The organism is Streptomyces sp. NPDC053673 (assembly GCF_055585225.1).
The window spans coordinates 574,322-588,528 of the sequence record NZ_JBVJKN010000002.1 but is presented as its reverse complement, the minus strand read 5'-3'; the positions used below and the strand labels follow the sequence as shown (position 1 = coordinate 588,528).

The following is a 14,207-nucleotide window of genomic DNA, read 5'->3' as shown; positions in this document are numbered from 1 at the left end:
TCCTCGTACTGGACGTACTCGGATGAGTCCGACAACGCAGCGAGCGGGCGTGCCAGGCGTCGTGGGCCAGGCGGGACTTTCGCAACACGCCCTAGCCCCTCGTACGGCCCAACTGCCCGGACGGCAGGCATCACGGGCGACCTGACGGGCAGAAACCATTTCACCGGCAAACGGGAGAGGTGTCACATGGCCACGTCCGCGACCACCGAAGCGCCGGGCCAACAGCCGTCACTCAAACGGGCCATCGGCCCGAAGCTGCTGATCCTGTTCGTGATCGGCGACATCCTCGGCACCGGCATCTACGCCACGACGGGCAAGGTCGCGGGCAAGGTCGGCGGCGCGCTGTGGCTGCCGTTCGCGATCGGCTTCCTGGTGGCGGTCATGACGGCGGCGTCGTACGTCGAACTGGTCGGCAAGTACCCGAAGGCGGCCGGCGCCGCGCTCTACACCCAGAAGGCGTTCAAGCTCCCCTTCCTCACGTTCATCATCGCCTTCATGGTGATGTGCTCCGGGCTGTCCTCCGCGAGCGCCGCGGCCCGCGCGTTCAGCGGGGACTACTTCCAGGAGTTCACGGACGCCATCCCGCCGACCGCTGTCGCGATCCTGTTCATCCTCGCCCTCGCCTCACTCGCTCTGCGTGGTGTGTCGGAGTCCGTGAAGACGAATGTGGTGCTGACCCTCGTCGAGCTGACCGGCCTGCTCGTGGTCCTCGCGATCGGGGCCTGGGCGGTGCTCACCGGCGGCGGGGAGCCTTCCCGGCTGGGCGACTTCGAGGCGCAGGGCACGGGATTCGCGCTGATGACGAGCGTGCTGGGCGCCACCGCGCTCGGCTTCTTCGCCTTCGTCGGCTTCGAGGACTCGGTCAACATGGCGGAGGAGACGAAGGACCCGGTCCGCACCTTCCCGCGTGCGATCTTCACCGGTGTCGCAGTCACGGGCACGATCTACGTGCTGGTCGCGCTGGTGTCCTCGCTGCTGGTCCACTACACGACGCTGGAGAAGTCCAGCGGACCGCTTCTGGAGGTGGTCAAGGCGGGCGGCGTCGCCTTCCCGCCGAAGCTCTTCGCCCTGATCGCCCTGTTCGCGGTCACCAACTCCGCGCTGATCAACATCATGATGGCCTCGCGGCTCTGCTACGGCCTGGCCAACGAGAAGGTCCTGCCGCGCGGCATGGGCCGGGTGCTCCGCAACCGCCGTACGCCCGTCACCGGGATCGTCTTCGTCACCCTGATCGCCATCGGCCTGGTGTCCACGGGCGAGATCGAAGGCCTCGGCGACACCACGGCCTTCCTGCTGCTCTGTGTCTTCGCGGTGGTCAATGTGGCGGTGCTGGTGCTGCGCAAGGACCCCGTCGAGCACGAGCACTTCCGTACGCCGACGGCCCTGCCGGTGCTCGGGGCGCTCACGTCGGTCGTTCTGGCCAGCCCGTTGTCGGACCGCGCGGCGGACGTCTACATCCGGGCCGGAGTGCTGCTGGCGATCGGGATCCTTCTCTGGGCCGTCAACAAGGTGTGGATGAAGGTACGCCACGAGGAAGAAGCGACCCGAGGCTGAGGACGGCCGGGGCTGATCGGGGCGGTGAACAGGGCGGGGGCCGAATAGGCCGGGGCGGACCTTATCGGACCGCAGGCCGCGCGGCGAGGCGCCGTGCCCCGCCCGGGGCCGCGTCTCCGGCGGCGGGGCCGGTGGTGCGGTAGCCGTTCACCTGGGCGCCGGCGGGCCTGCCCTTCGTCACCCAGTCGGTGCGCACCCACAGGAGAGTCTCCGCGGCGCGCTCCTGCCGGCCCAGCGCTCGCGCCTTGAGCCACAGTCCGGCACCGGCTCCCGCCAGCAGCAGCCCTCCCGCCGCCGGGACGGCGAACGCGCTTCCAAGAGCGACGGCGAACGCCAGCAGTAGCCACCAGCGGTGGGCGCGCCGCCAGTTGCGTGCCGTCACGGCCCGGTCCTGGAGGAAGTCGCCCCGGGCGGCCCGGGTGGCCGCAGCCTCCAGCGCCCGGTAGTTGCTCCTGCGGGCCGATGCCACGACGGCCGCCGCGATCAGGAACAGCGCGGCGCCGCCGTACAGTCCGACCCTGCGCCCGGTCAGCCCTTCGGGCACCAGCCCGATGCCAGCGGCGAGGGCGCCGAGCCACATCATCGGGGCCGCTCCGGCCCGTACGATCACCGCAACTCGCGCCAGTGTGTGGCCTCCGCGACCCACGCCCCTGCTCCCTTCGCACGTATGACCTTCGGGCGCGGAGAGTAGCCCGGGTTTCTGAGGAACGAGTGAGAAGGACCCGGGACCAGCACGTGCAGTCCATGAACAGACCCCGGAAACCGGCACGTTCAGTCCATGAACAGGCCCCGGTCCGCCGCCCGCACGTCGAACTCCTCCAGCCGCGCCTGCGCGTCCGGGAGGTCGTCGCACATCGCCTCCAGCAGCACCCTGCCCAGCAGCATCGGCGCGCACGCCGTGTCGAAGGCCAGGCCCGTGCCGACCGCCGCCGGGATCAGCAGATCGCTGTGGGCGGCGACCGGCGCGAAGGCCGAGTCGGCGACCGTGACGACGGACAGTCCGGCCGAGCGGGCGTACGCGAGCGTCTCGACGACCTCCTTCGGATGGCGCGGCAGGGCGAAGCACAGCAGCGCGCTCGCGCCCGCGCGGCGGGCGGCGTCGATGCGGTCGGCGAGCATCGTGCCGCCCTCGTCGAGGAGGCGTACGTCCGGGTGGACCTTGGCCGCGAAGTACGCGAAGCCGCGGGCCTGCGAGGAGGCGGCGCGCAGGCCGAGGACCGGCAGGGGGCGGGAGGCGGCGAGCAGCCGCCCGGCCCGCTCGACGGGCGCCGGGTCGGCCAGCATCTCGGCGAGGTGCCGCAGATTCTCGATCTCGGCGTGCACCGCCTGCTGGTACTCGTTGAACGCGTCCTTGTCCGCGGCCGGTTCGGCGGGCGCCACCTCCCGCAGATGGCGGCGCAGCGCCGGGTAGCCGTCGAAGCCGAGCGCGACGGCGAAGCGGGTGACGGAGGGCTGGCTGACCCCGGCGAGCTCGGCCAGCTCGACGCTGGACAGGAAGGGCACATCGCCCGCCTGGCGCACCATGCTGTGGGCGATACGGCGCTGTGTGGGCGTGAGCCGGTGCCCCTCGAAGAGCTGCTGCAGTCTTGCGGCAGGGCTGCTGTTGTCGTTCATGCCGTCCCCCAGGTCGTCTCACCGAACGTCCGGCTGCGTATTCAGCCACCAAGAACTCTGCATGACTATATGCAGGCCGGGCAAGGGACGCCCGACGATCAGGGTCGGCGCCGTGGACAAGCGCTTCCCCGAGGACCCGGAGGACGTCGCGAACGCCTGGGCCGCGGCGAGCGGCCTCACCGAGGAGGCCTGAGAACAGGCCTGACGACAGGGGGGTCAGCCCCACTGACGGGCCGGTCCGCGCTCCCTACTGTGGGGGGCATGGACGCACGTGACCACGAGCTCGCGAAGGAGCTCGACGCCACCTTTCACGCCCGCCGCGAGCTGGGCAGCGAGTACGAGTCGGCGCTCATCGAGTCGTTCCTCGAGAAGGTCGAGCAGCGCATGGACGCCACCATCGACCGCGGCGTCCGGCGCCGGCTGGCCGAGCGGCGGACGACCGGGGCCCGGGGCTCGCGCCCCGGGCAGCCCGGCACCGGACTCGGCTTCGGCGAGCGCTTCGGCCTCGGGATCGTCACGATGGTCCTCGCGGTTCCGCTGTCGGCGATCGGCGCGGTGAACGCCGGCATCGAAGGCCTGGTCGTCACCTGGGCCGGCATCGTCGGCGTCAACGCGGTGTACGCCTTCCGCGGCAGGCCCTGGTCCGGCCGCCGGACGAATTCCGGCTGGGAGGACTGAGGGGCGTCCCGCGCCGCGTCGAGGGTGCCGCCACAGGGCCTCAGGCCTGCCGCGTCGGCAGCACGATCACCTGCCGCAGGTTGATGTGGCGCGCGCGGCTGACGGTGTACGCGATGAGGTCGGCGACCTCCTCCGACGTGACGATCTCGACCGATGCGAAGAGCGCGTCCAGCTGGCCGTTCAGCTCGGGGTCGGTGATGTGGTCGCGCAGCTCCGACTCGACGAAACCCGGCTCGATGTTCGTGACGCGTACGTCGCGCGGGCCCAGCTCGGTGCGCAGGGACTCCGAGAGATAGGTGAGCGCCGCCTTCGACGTCCCGTACACGGCGTAGTTCGGGAACGTGACGTGCGCGGCGATCGAGGAGATGTTGACCAGGTCGGCCGGCTTGCCGTCGGCGGCCGCGGCGACCAGATCGCCGTTGAACGCCCGGATCATCCGCAGGACGCCCGTCACATTGGTCTCGAGCGTCCGCTTCCACTCGTCGATGCGGCCTTCGTCGATCGCGTTGGGCAACATCACCCCGGCGGCGTTGACGACCAGGTCGACCGGCCCGTACTCCTCGTGGATCCGCTCGACCGCGGCGGCGACGGACGCGTCGTCCGTGACATCGGCGGTGACGGCGAGGGCTTGTCCCCCGTCGGCGGTGATCTTGTCGGCCAGCTCCCGCAGCCGCTCGCTCCGGCGGGCCAGCAGCGCCACCCGGGCGCCGTGCGCGGCGAGCAGCCGGGCGGTGGCGGCGCCCATACCGCTGGCGGCGCCGGTGACGACGGCGGTGCGTGATGCGAGGTTCTCGTAGCTCATGGCTTCTCCCGTACGGGGTCGGTGGTGGATACGCACCACTGTCCGCGCCGCACCCGCGCCTACCCAGGGCTGAGCTTTTCCTGGGTCTGCCAGTACCAGGCTCCGCACCCCTCTCCCGGCCTAGACGAGTAAGTCCTATCTCCCGCCGTCCGCCCGGAGGGCGGGCTTCGCGGCGTCTGGTGCGTGCAGATGCAAGGCGGAGGGTCGTCCTCGTACTGGGCGTACTTGGACGATCCCGACAACGCAGCAGATGTGCGTGCCGGGCGTCGCGGAGCAGGTGGGAGATAGGACTTACTCGTCTAGCCTCGTTCCATGGACGGTGACCTGGGAGACTTCCTGCGCTCACGACGCGCCCGCATCCAGCCCGAGGAGGTGGGGCTGACCTCGCACGGGCGGCGCCGCGTGCCAGGACTGCGACGCGAGGAGGTCGCGCAGCTCGCGGGCGTCAGTGTCGACTACTACATCCGCCTGGAGCAGGGCCGCGGGGCGGGAGGCACCTCCCGGACGAAGTCCGGTGGAGTCTCCGACGCCGTGCTGGACTCGATCGGGCGCGTACTGCGCCTCGACGAGACCGAGCAGGCGCACCTGCGGGACATGGCCCACCCGAAGCCGAGGAGAAGGAGCAGTACGTCGCGGCCGTCGCAGACGGTGCGCCCAGGGGTGCGGCTGCTGCTCGACAGCATCGGCTCCGCGCCGGCCTTCATCTTCGGCCGACGCCTGGACGTCCTGGCCTGGAACGCGCTGGGGGACGCGCTCGGCGGGTACTCCCGTATGGAGCCCGCCGCCCGCAACGTCGCCCGGCAGGTCTTCCTCGACGAGCTGACGGGTGATCTCTACCCGGAATGGGACGCCGTCGCCGCCGAGACCGTCGCGTGGCTACGTCTGGTCGCGGGCCGCCATCCCGAGGACCGGCGGCTAAGCGAGCTGGTCGGCGAACTGTCCCTGAAGAGCGAGGACTTCCGGCGGCTGTGGGCGGACCACCAGGTCAAGGAGAAGACGCACGGGATCAAGCGGATGACCCACCCGGAGGTGGGCGAGCTGACACTCCCGTACGAGACGCTCACGCTCCCCGGCGACCCGGACCAGATGCTCGTCGTCTACACCCCGGAGCCCGGCTCGCCCACAGCGGAGCGGATCGCGCTCCTCGGCTCGGTTTCTGCCTCGGTTTCTGCTTCGGCTTCGGCCTCGGCTTCGCAAAAGCGGTACCAGCGCGACACGTTGGCGCAGCACCCGCTTAACACGCGTCCGGCACAGTAAGGGGTGTCGGCGTCAAGGACCTCCGGAGCGGCTCCCGGACCTCCATGGACGCCCGGACGCGGAGTCGGCCCTGACCCGGACCGCGTCCCTCGCGGGGACCGCCGTCGTCCCGCCCCCCGGGTCTCCCGGGGGTGCGGCGGTCCCCGCGCACCACTTCTTCCGCCGTGCGGCTACTTGGCCCCGGTCCTGGCCAGGAACGACAGCAGGTCCTGACGGCTCACCACGCCGGTGGGCTTGCCCTCGACCAGCACGATCGCCGCGTCGGCCGCACCGAGCACGGACATCAGGTCGCCCACCGGCTCACCGGAGCCGACCTGCGGCAGCGGCGCGCTCATGTGCTTCTCCAGCGGGTCGTTCAGCGACGCCCGCTGCGTGAACAGCGCGTCCAGCAGCTCCCGCTCCACGACCGAGCCGATGACCTCGGCGGCCATGACGTCCGGGTGCCCGGCGCCCGGCTTGACGATCGGCATCTGCGAGACGCCGTACTCCCGCAGGACGTCGATGGCCTGGCCGACCGTCTCGTCGGGGTGCATGTGCACCAGCGAGGGCAGCGCGCCCTCCTTGTGCTCCAGGACGTCGGCGACCCGCGGCTCGTCGCCGGCCTGGCTCAGGAAGCCGTAGTCGTTCATCCACTCGTCGTTGAAGATCTTCGAGAGGTAGCCGCGCCCGCTGTCCGGGAGCAGCACGACCACGACGTCGTCCGGGCCGAGCCCCTCGGCGACGCGCAGTGCCGCGACGACGGCCATGCCGCAGGAGCCGCCGACCAGCAGGCCCTCCTCCTTGGCGAGGCGGCGCGTCATCTGGAAGGAGTCCTTGTCGGACACGGCGACGATCTCGTCCGTGACGTTCGGGTCGTAGGCGGTGGGCCAGAAGTCCTCACCGACGCCCTCGACCAGGTACGGCCGGCCGGAACCGCCGGAGTAGACGGACCCCTCGGGGTCGGCGCCCACGATCCGCACCCTGCCGCCGCTGATCTCCTTCAGATAGTTGCCGGTGCCGGAGATGGTGCCGCCGGTGCCGATGCCCGCGACGAAATGGGTGATTTTCCCCTCAGTCTGTTCCCACAGTTCGGGACCGGTGGTCTCGTAATGCGAGCGCGGGTTGTTGGGGTTGGAGTACTGGTCGGGCTTCCAGGCACCCGGCGTCTCCCGCACCAGACGGTCCGAGACGTTGTAGTACGAGTCCGGGTGCTCGGGGTCGACCGCCGTCGGGCAGACGACGACCTCGGCACCGTAGGCGCGCAGCACATTGATCTTGTCAGTGGACACCTTGTCCGGGCAGACGAAGATGCACTTGTAGCCCTTCTGCTGGGCCACGATGGCAAGGCCGACGCCCGTGTTGCCGCTCGTCGGTTCGACGATCGTGCCGCCCGGCTTGAGCGCGCCGCTCTCCTCGGCGGCCTCGATCATGCGCAGGGCGATGCGGTCCTTCACCGATCCGCCGGGGTTGAAGTACTCGACCTTGGCGAGCACCGTCGCCTGAATGCCCGCGGTAACGCTGTTGAGCTTCACCAGCGGGGTATTGCCAACCAGACTGATCATCGAGTCGTGGAATTGCACCGTAAGTCTCCGGGATCTCCGTAGTGGTTCCGCCAGCGTATGCGTACGGGAGCGAGATTGGGCGACGGTCCTTGCGGGGCAGTTAGCTCTTGTACGACTGCACGGCTACGAGGAGGTGGCTGGGACTGTGTCGAGGGCGAGGGTGGCGCGGCGCATCGCGGCAGGCGCGGCATACGGCGGCGGGGGGATCGGCCTGCTCGGCGCCGCGGCGGTGACTCTTCTGCTGGCCGAGGTGCAGCTGGCAAAAAGATCCGTGGGGGGCGGCACCGCGCCCTGTCCGCCCGGCTCGGACGGGCTGTACGGCACGGCTTTCGGGCTGTCCGATCCGCTGCGGCTGGTCCTCCTGGGCGACTCGACAGCAGCCGGTCAGGGGGTCCGCCGGGCGGGCCAGACACCGGGGGCGCTGCTGGCCTCCGGACTGGCCGCGGTGGCCGAGCGCCCGGTGGACCTGCGGAACGTGGCACAGCCGGGGGCGATGTCCGACGACCTGGAGCGGCAGGTCTCGCAGGCGGTCCAGGACCCGGCCCGGGCCCCCGACGTCTGCGTGATCATGATCGGGGCGAACGATGTGACGCACCGGATGCCGCCGACCCAGTCCGTGCGGTACCTGTCGGCGGCGGTGCGCCGGCTGCGTACGGCCGGCGCGGAGGTGGTGGTGGGCACCTGCCCGGATCTCGGCACCATCGAGCCGGTGTACCAGCCGCTGCGCTGGCTGGCCCGCCGCGTCTCCCGGCAGCTCGCGGCGGCGCAGACGATCGGCGTGGTGGAGCAGGGCGGCCGTACGGTCTCGCTGGGCGATCTGCTGGGACCCGAGTTCGCGGCGAACCCGCGCGAGATGTTCGGCGCGGACAACTACCACCCCTCGGCCGAGGGGTACGCGACGGCGGCGATGGCGGTGCTGCCGACGCTGTGCGCGGCGCTGGGGCTGTGGCCGGAGACGGACCGGCTGGACGCCGACCGTCACGAGGGCATGCTGCCGGTCGCCAAGGCGGCGGCGGAGGCGGCGAGCGAGGCCGGTACGGAGGTCACGGGCGCCCGTGCCCCGTGGGCGCTGCTCAAGCACCGCAGACGGCGGCGGCTGCCGGTGCCGGGGGAGCCGCAGCCCGCGGCACCGGCGACCAGGCCTGCCGAGGTCCACGAGGCGGACTGACCCGCGCCGGGGCGGCAGGGTGTGTCCGTCCTCAAGCTCTCCCCCCACGCCCTGTGGCGTGGGGGACCCCCGGACGGGCGTGGGTCGCCCGCCACTGCGGACCGGAGGCTGCGTAAGCGAGCGCTTAGAAAAGAGGCCCGCATCACACGGTCCGTACGGTGACCCACGCGATACGTAGGGGTAACTTCCAGACAGTCGCCCCTACGCACCTTCCCTCACTGGAGCCGTGATGCCCGAAGCCGTGATCGTTTCTGCCGCCCGCTCCCCCATCGGCCGGGCCTTCAAGGGCTCGCTGAAGGACCTGCGGCCGGACGACCTGACCGCGACCATCATCGAGGCCGCGCTCGCCAAGGTCCCCGAGCTGGACCCGAAGGACATCGACGACCTGATGCTCGGCTGCGGCCTCCCTGGCGGCGAGCAGGGCCACAACCTGGGCCGGATCGTCGCCGTGCAGATGGGGATGGACCACCTCCCCGGCTGTACGGTCACCCGCTACTGCTCCTCGTCGCTGCAGACGTCCCGGATGGCGCTGCACGCCATCAAGGCCGGTGAGGGCGACGTCTTCATCTCGGCCGGTGTCGAGATGGTCTCCCGCTCCGTGAAGGGCACCTCCGACGGCCTGCCCGACACCCACAACCCGCTCTTCGCCGAGGCCGAGGCCCGTACCGCCGCCGTCGCCGAGAGCGAGGGCGCGAGCTGGCACGACCCGCGCGAGGACGGCCTGATCCCGGACGCGTACATCGCGATGGGCCAGACCGCGGAGAACCTGGCGCGCCTGAAGGGCGTGACCCGCCAGGACATGGACGAGTTCGGCGTGCGGTCGCAGAACCTTGCCGAGGAAGCCATCAAGAACGGCTTCTGGGAGCGCGAGATCACCCCCGTGACGCTGCCGGACGGCACGGTCGTCAGCAAGGACGACGGCCCGCGCGCCGGCGTCACGCTGGAGGGCGTCCAGGGCCTGAAGCCGGTCTTCCGCCCCGACGGTCTGGTCACCGCCGCCAACTGCTGCCCGCTCAACGACGGTGCCGCCGCGCTCGTGATCATGTCCGACACCAAGGCGCGGGAGCTGGGCCTGACCCCGCTGGCCCGGATCGTCTCCACCGGCGTCTCCGGCCTCTCCCCCGAGATCATGGGCTACGGCCCGGTCGAGGCGAGCAAGCAGGCGCTGTCCCGCGCCGGCCTGACCATCGGCGACATCGACCTGGTCGAGATCAACGAGGCGTTCGCGGCCCAGGTCATCCCGTCCTACCGCGACCTGGACATCCCGCTGGACAAGCTGAACGTCAACGGCGGTGCGATCGCCGTGGGCCACCCCTTCGGCATGACGGGCGCCCGCATCACGGGCACGCTGATCAACTCGCTCCAGTTCCACGACAAGCAGTTCGGCCTGGAGACGATGTGCGTCGGCGGCGGCCAGGGCATGGCCATGGTGATCGAGCGGCTGAGCTGAGCTGAAGCGAAGGGTGGGGTCGCCCGAGGGCTCCGATCGACATGCGGCTTCGCCGCGTGAGGACGGCACCCGCCCGTAGCGGAAGCGAAGCGGAACGCGACCAAGAGAGCGAGCGGCTGAGCTGACCCTCGCGGACCGGGGGAGGGAGGAGTCCTCGGGGCTTCCCCCGCCCCTCCGAAAGGTTCTCCCAGTCCCTCCGAAAGGGCTTTCTCAACCCCGCCGCGTCCGAGCCGTGACCTAATCTCCCCCAGGATGTGACCTATCTCCTGGGGGAGATGCGTTCGCCGAGGTCAGAGGGGCTTTGGGGTTAAACATCCAGCCCAAAGTCCTGTCCATTTCGTGACGTAATGCACTGACACCAGGCATCGGCTCACGACAAGCTGATGTAGTAAGTCGGGGAAGCCTTTGAAACCGGGAGTATGTCAGTGAGCGCCATGTCCCTCGCCCTGCTGCTGACCACGGCCGCTGCCACGGCTGTGGGCGCCGCTGCCCTGCACACCACTCTGGGGCTGCGCAAGCAGGTCACCGCCCTGCGTTCGGAGCTGGCCGCCGCGAGCCGTCACGGCAGCGGCCCCCTCGCCTCCGTCCCACAGGCCCGCACCGCACCCGCCGCCGAGATACGGGCCGCCGTCGCCGAGGCCCTCGCCGAGGAGCGTGAGCGCGAGCTGGCCGAGGCGCGCGCCTTCTGGGCTGCACAGGAGGCCCGCGACGCCGCCGACGCCCCCACGATGCTGGGCGGCCTGGCGGGCCTGGGCGAGGACAGCCCCTTCATCCCGCGCCAGGCCGACTTCGCCGGTCTGGAGTCGATGGACCTGGAGGCCGCCGAGATGCTCGACGACCTCGCGGACCTGGCCGAGTTCGCCGAGCCGCCGGCCGAGTTCGCCGACGACTCCCCGGAGCTGGCCGCGGCCCGCCGCCGGCACCCCTCGCACCCCGACTTCGTCCCGGTGCAGACACCGGTCGTCACCGACCATGAGCGCACCGTGTCGCGTCTGGAGGAGCTCGCCGACACCGGCACCGCGCTCACCGACGTACGCCCCGGCCCGCTGGGCACGCTCGATGTGTACGTCTTCGCCGACGGCACGACGCTCTGCATGACCCCCGGCCACCGGGAGACCGCCGAGCGGCTCGCCGAGGCGCTTCGCGCCGGCGAGACGCCGGTCCTGCTGGGCGGCTCGGGTGTCTCCGGCGCCTACGCGCTGACGTTCTCCTGCGGCGCCGGTGAGAACGTCTACATCCTCGCGGACCGCGTCATCGCGTCCCTCTGAGCCCCGAACCCCCGGAACCCCTGGAGCGCCCCGCACGTTCGCACGGACCGGCTCACAGCTGCGCCCGCCTCGCCGCCCCCTCCACGAGATCCACGGCCTCGCCCAACTCCTTCGGCGAGGCCGCTGCCGTGCGCAGGGCTTCAGCCAAATCCGTCCCGGCCACCACCAACTGGTCCGCGACCGCGAAGACACCCGCGTCCGGCATGATCCGCGGCGCCTCTCCCGGCGCCTCGATCCGATGGGCGCGTACCGCCAACTCCCTGGCCAGCGCCAGACCTTCGGCCGCGGCGCCCCGCTGCAACCGGCTCTGCGGGGCCGCCCGCAACCGGTCGGCGAATCGTTCCACGGCTGCTGTCAGGGGTGTCGTATCAAGCACGCCACGACCCTATGCGCCGGTGCGGGACTGTTGCCAATACGCGAACACTCAGGCACGGTGACGTGAAGGACCACACGCGCAATGCGTCCGGAGGCGCCGATGTCCCAAGTCTTCTCCGAAGAGACCCACCGCAATCTGCTCTCCCGTATCCCTCACTGCACCGGTCGTGAAGTCGCCGACTGGCTCCGCACCGTCGATGAAGGCCCTTCCCTCTTCCGCTTCGAGGAGAAGGTCAGCTGGCTCCGGAGCGAGCACAATCTCGCGTACGGTCACGCGAAAGCGATCATCCATGAGTACGACCTGAGGCGGGCGGCGCGCAAGCTGCTCTAGGACGGACGTGCATCCGACACCGGGAAGGGCCCGCCCCGGCAGTGCCGGAACGGGCCCTTCGTCACGTCCGCTACTCGCGACGTCCGCTATCTGCGTCAGTCGTCGCCCTGCAGGATCGACAGCAGACGCAGCATCTCCAGGTAGATCCACACCAGGGTCATGGTGAGGCCGAAGGCGGCCAGCCAGGACTCCTCGCGCGGAGCGCCGTAGGTGATGCCGTCCTCGACCTGCTTGAAGTCCAGGGCGAGGAAGCAGGCACCCAGGATGATGCCGATGACACCGAACAGGATGCCCAGGCCACCGCTGCGGAAGCCGAGACCGTCACCGCCGCCGAAGACGGCGAACAGCATGTTGACCGCCATCAGCAGCAGGAAGCCCATGGCCGCGGCCATCACGAAGCCGTAGAACCGGCGCGTGACGCGGATCCAGCGCATCTTGTACGCGATCAGCACACCGCCGAAGACGGCCATCGTGCCGAGCACGGCCTGGGCGACCACACCGTCCGCGATGTACGTCGAGACGGCGCTGGAGATCACGCCGAGGAAGACACCCTCGAACGCGGCGTACGCCAGGATCAGCGCGGGCGAGGCCTTGCGCTTGAAGGACTGGATGAGCCCCAGCACCAGCGCCACCAGCGCGGCGCCGATGGCGATGCCGTACGACTTGCCGATGTTGGCCTCGTCGACGGGCAGCAGCACCCAGGACAGGACGGCGGTGAGCACGACCGTACCGAGCGTCATGGCGGTGCGCGCCACGACGTCGTCGATCGTCATCACATTGGTGCGGGCGGGCGCCTGGGGCGGGGCACCCAGCTGGGCGTCCGCGGGGGCGTAGGGGTTGGTCGCGTACGGGTTACCGGCACCCTGGGCGTACGGGTTGGTTCCTGCGGCGGGGCCCCCGGCCTGCTGCGCCGCGTTGAAGCCCGCGTAGCCGTTGTCGCGGCTGAACCCCCGTCGCGAGAAGACCGGGTTGCTGCTCCTCATCTCACTCCTCCATGGCCACCGAGCGCGGCCTTGACACAAGAGTAATGCGGGGGCAAAGACAACGGCCTAGTGCTGAGGGAGGATCTTTCCTGGATCGTGACAGGAGAAGGGGGCTCGCGGCCCCTGTGACCGGGCTCGCGAAGTGCTCAGCCCCAGCCCGGGGATGGCGGCATGGGCCAATTGGGCGGTTCCGGCAGGGAATGTCCGCCGGTGAGCGTGGCGCCGGTCGCTCGGCCGCTGAGCCGGCCCAGGAGGGCATGCCCGCTGCCGCCGATCGTGGGACCGGCGGGTGCCGGTGTCCAGGACCGGCCGAGGTCGACGGCGTCGACACGGGCGACCGGGAAGCCGCGGGCGGTCAGGGCGGCGAGGGTGTCGTCGAGGGCCCAGGCCACATAGGCGGTGGGCCAGTCGGCGGTGCGGTAGCCGGCGTCCAGGTCGACGTGATGGGTCTCCAGCTCGCGCCAGCAGCGGTAGAGGGTGTACCAGGCGGGATGACGCCAGCCCGCCAGCGCCGTGACCAGCGTGTCCCACGCCTCGGCGGGCATCGACGAGGCGTCCTCCAGGAGCCGGGCGAGAGAGGTGCGCACATCGGCGAGGAGTTCGGCGGCGGGCAGGACGGCGGCCGCCTCGACGGCTCGGGCGAGCGTGTCGGCCCCGGCTCGCGGTGCGGGCTCGGCACCGGTGCGGGCCACGGCCAGCAGCCACGTATAGGCATCGGCAGTGCGGGCCACATGGGCGGCGACATGGCCACGGGTCCATCCGGGCAGCGCCGAGGGGGCCCGCAGACCGGAGTCGCCCTGGGCGGCGAGGGTGGCGGCGAACCGGGCGCCGGAGCGGGTGAGCTCGTCGATGACGCCGATGACATCGAGCATGCCGGCGGATCGCCTTCCGTCCGTCTCAGGGAGGACGGAGTCCTCAAGAGATAAACAATCGCAACCACAACTGCAACCAGAGACGCAAGCGGGCGTTCAAGAGTTCAACGTTTTCCTGCTCGCGCCACCGGCAACAGACGTGCCCGGAGCCGGACTCGAACCGGCACGGCCCGAAGGCCAGCGAGGTTTAAGCTCGCCGTGTCTGCATTCCACCATCCGGGCTGGGCACGCGGCTCCGCGTTCGCACACGACCCTATCCGGGCGGATCCCCCGAACAGCGGTACTCGGACCCGATGTTGTCTTATTTTATTGAC

15 protein-coding genes and 1 tRNA gene are annotated in these 14,207 nt (G+C 70.6%); 8 read left to right on the top strand and 8 right to left on the bottom strand.

Going from position 1 to position 14,207, the window contains the following annotated elements:
- Positions 1–186: 186 nt before the first annotated feature.
- Positions 187–1,554 (top strand): APC family permease, encoded by a 1,368-nt coding sequence (locus tag ACZ6ZQ_RS05880; RefSeq protein ID WP_469767299.1) that lies wholly within the window; start codon positions 187–189, stop codon positions 1,552–1,554.
- A 61-nt stretch (positions 1,555–1,615) separates the two neighbouring features.
- Here the strand turns inward: ACZ6ZQ_RS05880 and ACZ6ZQ_RS05875 are convergent, their stop codons facing one another.
- Both ACZ6ZQ_RS05875 and ACZ6ZQ_RS05870 read right to left on the bottom strand, forming a co-directional pair.
- Positions 1,616–2,200, bottom strand: coding sequence for a hypothetical protein (locus ACZ6ZQ_RS05875; protein WP_469767298.1), 585 nt, complete (start codon positions 2,198–2,200; stop codon positions 1,616–1,618).
- Positions 2,201–2,325: 125 nt separating this feature from the next.
- A complete protein-coding gene (locus tag ACZ6ZQ_RS05870) occupies positions 2,326–3,168 on the bottom strand; it encodes a MurR/RpiR family transcriptional regulator (RefSeq protein WP_469767297.1) in 843 nt (280 codons plus the stop codon).
- A gap of 61 nt (positions 3,169–3,229) precedes the next feature.
- On the opposite strand from ACZ6ZQ_RS05870, the gene ACZ6ZQ_RS05865 reads away from it, so the two are divergent.
- Positions 3,230–3,361, top strand: a complete 132-nt coding sequence (locus ACZ6ZQ_RS05865; protein WP_469767296.1) for a hypothetical protein — start codon at positions 3,230–3,232, stop codon at positions 3,359–3,361.
- A gap of 68 nt (positions 3,362–3,429) precedes the next feature.
- Positions 3,430–3,846, top strand: a complete 417-nt coding sequence (locus ACZ6ZQ_RS05860; RefSeq protein WP_469767295.1) for a hypothetical protein — start codon at positions 3,430–3,432, stop codon at positions 3,844–3,846.
- Positions 3,847–3,886: 40 nt separating this feature from the next.
- Here ACZ6ZQ_RS05860 and ACZ6ZQ_RS05855 read toward each other — a convergent pair whose 3' ends face one another.
- Positions 3,887–4,648, bottom strand: a complete 762-nt coding sequence (locus ACZ6ZQ_RS05855) for an SDR family oxidoreductase (RefSeq protein ID WP_469767294.1) — start codon at positions 4,646–4,648, stop codon at positions 3,887–3,889.
- Positions 4,649–4,960: 312 nt separating this feature from the next.
- Between ACZ6ZQ_RS05855 and ACZ6ZQ_RS05850 the strand changes: the two genes are divergently transcribed.
- Positions 4,961–5,905 carry a helix-turn-helix transcriptional regulator gene (locus ACZ6ZQ_RS05850; RefSeq protein ID WP_469767293.1) on the top strand — a complete coding sequence of 315 codons (945 nt, stop codon included), beginning with the start codon at positions 4,961–4,963 and terminating at the stop codon, positions 5,903–5,905.
- Between the two features lie 170 nt (positions 5,906–6,075).
- Here the strand turns inward: ACZ6ZQ_RS05850 and ACZ6ZQ_RS05845 are convergent, their stop codons facing one another.
- The gene (locus tag ACZ6ZQ_RS05845) at positions 6,076–7,464 is read right to left on the bottom strand and encodes a cystathionine beta-synthase (RefSeq protein ID WP_469767292.1); all 1,389 of its coding nucleotides are present in this window, start codon (positions 7,462–7,464) and stop codon (positions 6,076–6,078) included.
- Positions 7,465–7,606: 142 nt separating this feature from the next.
- Here ACZ6ZQ_RS05845 and ACZ6ZQ_RS05840 point away from each other — a divergent pair, with 142 nt between their 5' ends.
- From ACZ6ZQ_RS05840 to ACZ6ZQ_RS05830, 3 genes are all read left to right on the top strand, one after another.
- On the top strand, positions 7,607–8,614 hold the full coding sequence (locus ACZ6ZQ_RS05840; protein ID WP_469767333.1) for an SGNH/GDSL hydrolase family protein: 1,008 nt from the start codon (positions 7,607–7,609) through the stop codon (positions 8,612–8,614).
- A 229-nt stretch (positions 8,615–8,843) separates the two neighbouring features.
- Positions 8,844–10,064 carry an acetyl-CoA C-acetyltransferase gene (locus ACZ6ZQ_RS05835; protein ID WP_453660734.1) on the top strand — a complete coding sequence of 407 codons (1,221 nt, stop codon included), beginning with the start codon at positions 8,844–8,846 and terminating at the stop codon, positions 10,062–10,064.
- Between the two features lie 434 nt (positions 10,065–10,498).
- Entirely contained in the window at positions 10,499–11,332 is an 834-nt protein-coding gene (locus ACZ6ZQ_RS05830; protein ID WP_469767332.1) for a hypothetical protein, read from the top strand.
- Between the two features lie 52 nt (positions 11,333–11,384).
- On the opposite strand, the gene ACZ6ZQ_RS05825 is transcribed toward ACZ6ZQ_RS05830, so the two are convergent.
- Positions 11,385–11,708: a hypothetical protein gene (locus ACZ6ZQ_RS05825; RefSeq protein ID WP_469767291.1), complete on the bottom strand. Its 324-nt coding sequence runs from the start codon at positions 11,706–11,708 to the stop codon at positions 11,385–11,387.
- Between the two features lie 99 nt (positions 11,709–11,807).
- On the opposite strand from ACZ6ZQ_RS05825, the gene ACZ6ZQ_RS05820 reads away from it, so the two are divergent.
- Positions 11,808–12,038: a DUF4287 domain-containing protein gene (locus ACZ6ZQ_RS05820; protein WP_290349703.1), complete on the top strand. Its 231-nt coding sequence runs from the start codon at positions 11,808–11,810 to the stop codon at positions 12,036–12,038.
- A gap of 95 nt (positions 12,039–12,133) precedes the next feature.
- On the opposite strand, the gene ACZ6ZQ_RS05815 is transcribed toward ACZ6ZQ_RS05820, so the two are convergent.
- The 3 genes from ACZ6ZQ_RS05815 to ACZ6ZQ_RS05805 form a co-directional block, all read right to left on the bottom strand.
- Complete coding sequence (locus ACZ6ZQ_RS05815) at positions 12,134–13,021, bottom strand: Bax inhibitor-1/YccA family protein (RefSeq protein WP_469767290.1); 888 nt, start codon at positions 13,019–13,021, stop codon at positions 12,134–12,136.
- A gap of 146 nt (positions 13,022–13,167) precedes the next feature.
- On the bottom strand, positions 13,168–13,893 hold the full coding sequence (locus tag ACZ6ZQ_RS05810) for a maleylpyruvate isomerase family mycothiol-dependent enzyme (RefSeq protein ID WP_469767289.1): 726 nt from the start codon (positions 13,891–13,893) through the stop codon (positions 13,168–13,170).
- Positions 13,894–14,033: 140 nt separating this feature from the next.
- Positions 14,034–14,115: transfer RNA gene (locus ACZ6ZQ_RS05805), tRNA-Leu, on the bottom strand.
- Positions 14,116–14,207 lie beyond the last annotated feature (92 nt).

Bases quoted from the DNA above. Each gene is read 5' to 3' on its own strand.
- ACZ6ZQ_RS05880 (WP_469767299.1), top strand. From the start codon at position 187: ATGGCCACGTCCGCGACCACCGAAGCGCCGGGCCAACAGCCGTCACTC.
- ACZ6ZQ_RS05870 (WP_469767297.1), bottom strand. From the start codon at position 3,168: ATGAACGACAACAGCAGCCCTGCCGCAAGACTGCAGCAGCTCTTCGAG.
- ACZ6ZQ_RS05865 (WP_469767296.1), top strand. From the start codon at position 3,230: ATGACTATATGCAGGCCGGGCAAGGGACGCCCGACGATCAGGGTCGGC.
- ACZ6ZQ_RS05860 (WP_469767295.1), top strand. From the start codon at position 3,430: ATGGACGCACGTGACCACGAGCTCGCGAAGGAGCTCGACGCCACCTTT.
- ACZ6ZQ_RS05855 (WP_469767294.1), bottom strand. From the start codon at position 4,648: ATGAGCTACGAGAACCTCGCATCACGCACCGCCGTCGTCACCGGCGCC.
- ACZ6ZQ_RS05850 (WP_469767293.1), top strand. From the start codon at position 4,961: ATGGACGGTGACCTGGGAGACTTCCTGCGCTCACGACGCGCCCGCATC.
- ACZ6ZQ_RS05835 (WP_453660734.1), top strand. From the start codon at position 8,844: ATGCCCGAAGCCGTGATCGTTTCTGCCGCCCGCTCCCCCATCGGCCGG.
- ACZ6ZQ_RS05830 (WP_469767332.1), top strand. From the start codon at position 10,499: ATGTCCCTCGCCCTGCTGCTGACCACGGCCGCTGCCACGGCTGTGGGC.
- ACZ6ZQ_RS05820 (WP_290349703.1), top strand. From the start codon at position 11,808: ATGTCCCAAGTCTTCTCCGAAGAGACCCACCGCAATCTGCTCTCCCGT.
- ACZ6ZQ_RS05815 (WP_469767290.1), bottom strand. From the start codon at position 13,021: ATGAGGAGCAGCAACCCGGTCTTCTCGCGACGGGGGTTCAGCCGCGAC.
- ACZ6ZQ_RS05810 (WP_469767289.1), bottom strand. From the start codon at position 13,893: ATGCTCGATGTCATCGGCGTCATCGACGAGCTCACCCGCTCCGGCGCC.